The following is a 6134-nucleotide window of genomic DNA, read 5'->3' as shown; positions in this document are numbered from 1 at the left end:
GCACCGCCCGACGCGGCAGCGGGTGCGGAGGCGGAGGCGGGCGCGGAGGCAGCCGCCGCACCGGATGCGCCAGACGCACCGGCCGGCGCAAGCGCCGCGCCCGTTGCGTCGAGCGCGGGCACGGTCAGCGTCGCGCCGACTTTCAGGCGGCTCGCGTCGCGCTTCATGAACGCCTGCGGATTGGCGTCGAACAGCGCGCGGCCGGCGCGCGCGAGCACGCCCGGATCATGCGATTGCGTCGCCGCTTTCGCGATGTCGTTCAACGACTGGCCCGGCTGGACCGTCACGGTAAGCGGCGCGGCGGCGCCGGCAGCAGACGCCGGCAGTTCGCCTGTGCTGGTCGCCCAGGCCGACGCGGCTGCGCCGAGCGCCAGAATCGCCAGCGCGCCACGCACGGCGCGCGACAGACGGGACTGACGCGGAAACAAGGAAATTCGGGACATCGTAGGCTCTATCTCCGCGCGCGGGCGCGGCTCGGATTCGCGGTTGGAAGCGTCAATAAAGTTGCCGCAGAAATGCAAAAGCGTCGCGCGGAACGCGACGCTTTCGGCTGGTCTGTGCGTCGTAACCGCGTAGTTTACTTCACGTGCTCGCGTTCGGGCCGAATTCATCGGCTGCGGGTGCAACCGGCCGCGCTCGCACGTCGCGGCGCACGCAGCGATCGCGTCGGGCTGCCGCACGGGTCGCGCACTGCAGCCGGCGCGCCGGATCGATCGAAAGGATAGGCATCAATGGATCAAAATCCTTGCGGCAACATCTCATCCGGAACGAATGGCAAGGCTTTACGCCGCGCCGCTGCCCTTCCTCGCGCCAAACGATGCGATGCAGGAACGGCCGCGCAAGCGGTTCGGCGCTTCCACGTTTCCGCCGACCGGTTCCGGCGCCGAACCACGGCCGGGGTAATCGAGCGCATTCGCTCAACAATTCGCGTCACCTGCCGTTAATTGATTAACAGCCGTCATTTTCAAATACCCCCGCCGCCCCGCCGATCTCATTCAAATCAATTTCAATTGAACGATAAGAAGTCAATTCTCACCTCTTATCGTCTAATTGAAAATTCATCCCGCCAAATCCCCGCCCCGCAAGGCTTTCAGACCTGACAGCACGGCCAATTACCCATACAAAAGCGATCATTTCGACAGTAATTCAATCACATTACACAAAATTACACAGATCAAATAATCGCTGTCGCTACGATCGACTTCAAACAGGAATCGGCGCAATCCGGCCATTGCGTTCGCACATGCCGGAAAGGCGGGACTGCGATCGGCCGGGTTGACGCCGTGAGACGCCAGAGGGTCATCGCGCAGTTGCAAGACTGCATTCACTCACCAGCTCGTTACGGGGATCGAACATGGGCTATCAGCAGGGTTTGAGCGGGTTGGCCGGCGCGTCGAGCAATCTCGACGTGATCGGCAACAACATCGCGAACGCAAACACGACCGGCTTCAAGCAGGGCCGCGCGAACTTCTCCGACATGTACGCGAATTCGGTCGCGACGTCGGTCAATACGCAGATCGGCATCGGCACGAAGCTCGCGTCGGTGCAGCAGCAATTCGGCCAGGGCACGATCAATTCGACCCACTCGTCGCTGGACATCGCGATCAACGGCAACGGCTTCTTCCAGATGTCGAGCAACGGCGCGACGACGTACTCGCGCGACGGCACGTTCCACCGCGACAAGACCGGCGCCATCGTCGACTCGCAAGGCCGCAACCTGATGGGCTATGCGGCAGGCGCGGGCGGCGTGATCAACACCGCGCAGACCGTGCCGCTGCAGGCCCCGACCAACAACATCGCGCCGCAGGCGACGAGCAAGATCACCGGCCAGTTCAACCTGAACTCGCAGGACAAGGTGCCGGCCAAGACGCCGTTCAACGCGAGCGACAACACGACGTACAACTACAATTCGTCGATCCAGGTCTACGACACGCTCGGCGGCTCGCAGCAGGTCACGATGTATTTCGCGAAAAGCGCGGCCGGCACCTGGCAGGCCTACGCGGGCGTACAGGGCCAGACGCCGACCAATCTCGGCACCGTCACGTTCGATGCATCGGGCCGGATCAGCTCGACGACATCGGCTGCCACCGGCCAGCCGACGCCGAGCCTCGGTCAGTTCGCGTTCTCGATCCCAAACACGACGGGCGGCGCCAACCCGCAGAACCTGACGCTCGACCTGAGCGGCACGACGCAGTACGGCGGGAAGAACGGCGTAAACAACCTCGCGCAGGACGGCTTCGCGAGCGGCACGCTGACGACGTTCTCGATCGGCACCGACGGCAAGCTGACCGGCAACTACTCGAACGGCCAGAGCGCGGTGCTCGGCCTGATCGCGCTCGCGAACTTCAACAACCCGAACGGGCTCGTGAACATCGGCGGCAACCAGTATGCGGAGACCGCCGCGTCGGGCGTGCCGCAGATCTCCGCGCCGGGCAGCACGAACCACGGCACGCTGCAGGGCAGCGCGCTGGAAAACTCGAACGTCAACCTGACGACCGAGCTCGTGAACCTGATCACCGCGCAGCGCAATTACCAGGCCAACGCGCAGACGATCAAGACCCAGCAGACGGTCGACCAGACGCTGCTGAACCTGCGCTGATCCACGCATGAAAAACGCGCCGCGCCAGCCTTGACATCATCAAGGCCGACGCGGCGCGTCATCTTGTGCAGCCCGGCCCGCAGGCCGGACCGGCAAGCAGGCTTACTTGTCGAGCAGGATGCGCAGCATGCGGCGCAGCGGCTCGGCCGCGCCCCACAGCAGCTGATCGCCGACCGTGAATGCCGACAGGTATTCGCCGCCCATCGCGAGCTTGCGCAGGCGGCCGACCGGCACCGTCAGCGTGCCGGTGATCTTCGCCGGCGACAGGTCGCGCATCGACGCTTCACGCTCGTTCGGCACGACCTTCACCCAGTCGTTCGCCGAGGCGAGGATGCCGTTTATCTCGTCGAGCGGCACATCCTTGTTCAGCTTGATCGTCAGCGCCTGCGAGTGGCAGCGCATTGCGCCGATCCGCACGCACAGGCCATCGACCGGGATCGAACCCGGCTCGCCCATCGCCGGCTTGCCGAGAATCTTGTTGGTTTCCGCGCCGCCCTTCCACTCTTCCTTCGACATCCCGTTGCCGAGATCCTTGTCGATCCACGGGATCAGCGAGCCGGCGAGCGGCACGCCGAAGTTGCTGGTCGGCATCGCGTCGCTGTTCATCGCGGCCAGCACGCGGCGGTCGATGTCGAGAATCGCGGAAGCCGGATCGGCGAGCTGCTCCTGCACCGCGCCGTTCAGCGTGCCCATCTGCGACAGCAGCTCGCGCATGTTCTGCGCGCCCGCGCCCGATGCGGCCTGGTAGGTCATCGCCGTCATCCAGTCGACGAGGTTCTCGCGGAACAGGCCGCCGAGCGCCATCAGCATCAGGCTGACCGTACAGTTGCCGCCGACGAAGTTCTTCGTGCCCTTGACGAGCGCGTCCTTGATCACGTCGAGGTTGACCGGATCGAGGATGATGACGGCGTCGTCGTTCATCCGCAGCGACGATGCCGCATCGATCCAGTAGCCGTTCCAGCCGGCCGCGCGCAGCTTCGGGAACACGTCGTTCGTGTAATCGCCGCCCTGGCACGTGATGATCACGTCGCACTTCTTCAGCTCGTCGACGTTGGTCGCGTCCTTGAGCGTAGTCTCGTTTTTCGCGAACGACGGCGCCTTGCCGCCCGTGTTGCTGGTGCTGAAAAACACCGGTTCGATCAGGTCGAAATCGCCCTCTTCCTGCATGCGCTGCATCAGGACGCTGCCGACCATGCCGCGCCAACCTACGAGACCTACGTTCATGACTAACCCTTTGAATGGAGCTTCCCCGCCATTTCCGTCCCCGGCGTGACCGCGCGGGGAAACAGGCGGGCACGACGGACGATCAGCGTTTAATGATCGTTTTCGTGGTAATGGTTTTCGTGATGACGATGGCGCGCGCACCCGCACGGGCAGTGTTGCCGTGGAGTTTCAGGACCGGGGAGATCAGGGAAATCAGCGCCATCATTCGAGTCTACACAAACCTATTCGGCCGCACAACGGCCAACCCGGTGCGAACGCGCCGTTTTACCGGCCACGTTCGTACCCTTTACTATCTGCTTACAGTGCCGCGACCACTGCGTCGCCCATTGCCGCCGTACCGACCTGCTTGCAGCCCGGTGTCGCGATGTCGCCCGTGCGGTAGCCTTGTTCGAGCACCGATTTCACCGCACGCTCGATGCGATCGGCCTGCTCCGCGCGATTCAGCGAGTAGCGCAGCAGCATCGCGGCCGACAGGATCGTCGCGAGCGGGTTCGCGATGCCCTTGCCCGCGATGTCCGGTGCCGAACCGTGCGACGGTTCGTACAGGCCCTTGTTGTTCTTGTCGAGCGACGCCGACGGCAGCATGCCGATCGAGCCCGTCAGCATCGACGCTTCATCCGACAGGATGTCGCCGAACATGTTGCCCGTGACGATCACGTCGAACTGCTTCGGCGCCTTCGCGAGCTGCATCGCCGCGTTGTCGACGTACATGTGCGACAGCTCGACGTCCGCGTATTCCTTCGACACGTCGATCATGATGTCGCGCCAGAACTGCGACGTTTCGAGCACGTTCGACTTGTCGACCGACAGCAGCTTCTTCGCGCGCTTGCGTGCCGCCTGGAACGCGACGTGCGCGATGCGGCGCACTTCCGGTTCCGAGTAACGCATCGTGTCGAAGCCTTCGCGCTCGCCGGCAAACGGGCCGTCCGGTGCGGCGCGCACGCCGCGCGGCTGGCCGAAGTAGATGTCGCCGTTCAGTTCGCGCACGATCAGGATGTCGAGGCCCGCGACGAGCTCGGGCTTCAGCGGCGAAGCGTCGACGAGCTGCGGATAGCAGATCGCCGGGCGGAAGTTCGCGAACAGCTCGAGATGCTTGCGCAGCCCGAGGATCGCCTGCTCGGGGCGCAGCGCGCGCTCGAGCGAATCGTACTTCCAGTCGCCGACCGCGCCGAACAGGATCGCGTCGGCTTCCTTCGCGAGCTTCAGCGTCGCGTCGGGCAGCGGATGGCCGCTCGCCTCGTAGCCCGCGCCGCCGACCGGCGCCTGTTCGAGTTCGAACTTCTCGTCGAGTGCGTTCAGCACCTTCACCGCTTCGCTGACGATTTCCGGACCGATGCCGTCGCCGGGCAGCACTGCAATCTTCATGCGTTATTCCTGACTGGGTAGGTTATGGAGCAGGCCGGCGAACGCGCGGATAGCGCGCCCGCCTCGAAGGCGATATATCAGCCGACCAGCTTGGTGTTGAGCCACGGCTGCTTCACGAGCCGCTCGGCTTCGAACTGGCGGATCTTGTCCGCATGGCGCAGCGTGAGGCCGATGTCGTCGAAGCCGTTCAGCAGGCAGTACTTGCGGAACGCGGCGATCTCGAACGGATACTCGCGGCCGTCGCCCGTGCGCACGACCTGCGCGTCGAGGTCGATCGTCAGCTGGTAGCCGTTGAACGCGTACGTGTCGTTGAACACGTGATCGACCTGCTGCTCGGTCAGCACGATCGGCAGCAGACCGTTCTTGTAGCAGTTGTTGAAGAAGATGTCCGCGAAACTCGGCGCGATGATCGCGCGGAAGCCGTACTGCTGCAGCGCCCACGGCGCGTGCTCGCGCGAGCTGCCGCAGCCGAAGTTCTTGCGCGCGACCAGCACCGATGCGCCCTGGTAGCGCGGCTGGTTCAGCACGAAGTCGGGATTCAGCGGACGCTTCGAGTTGTCCTGGCCCGGCTCGCCGTGATCGAGGTAACGCCACTCGTCGAACGCGTTCGGACCGAAGCCCGTGCGCTTGATCGACTTCAGGAACTGCTTCGGGATGATCGCGTCGGTGTCGACGTTCTCGCGATCGAGCGGCGCCACGACGCCGGTATGTACTGTGAATTTTTCCATGATCCGTCTATCCGGTTGGAGGGCCGGCCTTCAGCCGGCGCACATCGACAAATTCTCGGCGGGAATCGTCACTCCGCGGCGCGCTTCAGCGCGTTGCCGGCGGCGTTGACGTCCTGCCCGAAGCCCTGGACGGTATTGCAGCCCGCGAGGCCGAAGCCCAGCCCCGCCAGCGCCAGCGCGGCAACCAGCCGCGCAATGATCTTCGATGCCGTCACGCG

General features: G+C 64.4%; 8 protein-coding genes. 1 reads left to right on the top strand and 7 read right to left on the bottom strand.

Going from position 1 to position 6134, the window contains the following annotated elements; genetic code table 11:
- Both ACNQQL_RS18760 and ACNQQL_RS18755 read right to left on the bottom strand, forming a co-directional pair.
- Positions 1-443, bottom strand: a 443-nt coding sequence (locus tag ACNQQL_RS18760) for a FimV family protein (RefSeq protein WP_416392644.1), incomplete at its 3' end; no start/stop codon positions are given.
- 687 nt (positions 444-1130) lie between these two features.
- On the bottom strand, positions 1131-1328 hold the full coding sequence (locus ACNQQL_RS18755; RefSeq protein ID WP_204422621.1) for a hypothetical protein: 198 nt from the start codon (positions 1326-1328) through the stop codon (positions 1131-1133).
- A gap of 26 nt (positions 1329-1354) precedes the next feature.
- Between ACNQQL_RS18755 and flgE the strand changes: the two genes are divergently transcribed.
- On the top strand, positions 1355-2599 hold the full coding sequence (flgE, locus tag ACNQQL_RS18750) for a flagellar hook protein FlgE (RefSeq protein ID WP_347065037.1): 1245 nt from the start codon (positions 1355-1357) through the stop codon (positions 2597-2599).
- Positions 2600-2701: 102 nt separating this feature from the next.
- Here the strand turns inward: flgE and asd are convergent, their stop codons facing one another.
- The 5 genes from asd to ACNQQL_RS18725 all read right to left on the bottom strand — a co-directional run bounded on the left by asd (position 2702) and on the right by ACNQQL_RS18725 (position 6131).
- Positions 2702-3823, bottom strand: a complete 1122-nt coding sequence (gene asd / locus ACNQQL_RS18745) for an aspartate-semialdehyde dehydrogenase (RefSeq protein ID WP_034179994.1) — start codon at positions 3821-3823, stop codon at positions 2702-2704.
- 82 nt (positions 3824-3905) lie between these two features.
- Positions 3906-4025, bottom strand: coding sequence for a hypothetical protein (locus ACNQQL_RS18740; RefSeq protein WP_006756675.1), 120 nt, complete (start codon positions 4023-4025; stop codon positions 3906-3908).
- 95 nt (positions 4026-4120) lie between these two features.
- Positions 4121-5188 (bottom strand): 3-isopropylmalate dehydrogenase, encoded by a 1068-nt coding sequence (gene leuB, locus ACNQQL_RS18735; RefSeq protein ID WP_347065036.1) that lies wholly within the window; start codon positions 5186-5188, stop codon positions 4121-4123.
- 77 nt (positions 5189-5265) lie between these two features.
- Positions 5266-5916: a 3-isopropylmalate dehydratase small subunit gene (leuD, locus tag ACNQQL_RS18730; RefSeq protein ID WP_034179996.1), complete on the bottom strand. Its 651-nt coding sequence runs from the start codon at positions 5914-5916 to the stop codon at positions 5266-5268.
- Between the two features lie 68 nt (positions 5917-5984).
- The gene (locus tag ACNQQL_RS18725; RefSeq protein ID WP_034179997.1) at positions 5985-6131 is read right to left on the bottom strand and encodes an entericidin A/B family lipoprotein; all 147 of its coding nucleotides are present in this window, start codon (positions 6129-6131) and stop codon (positions 5985-5987) included.
- Positions 6132-6134 lie beyond the last annotated feature (3 nt).

Source organism: Burkholderia sp. LFS061, assembly GCF_047978125.1.
GTDB lineage: Bacteria > Pseudomonadota > Gammaproteobacteria > Burkholderiales > Burkholderiaceae > Burkholderia > Burkholderia pyrrocinia_C.
Note: the sequence above shows the minus strand (reverse complement) of the source record. Positions and strands in the feature narration are given on the sequence as shown.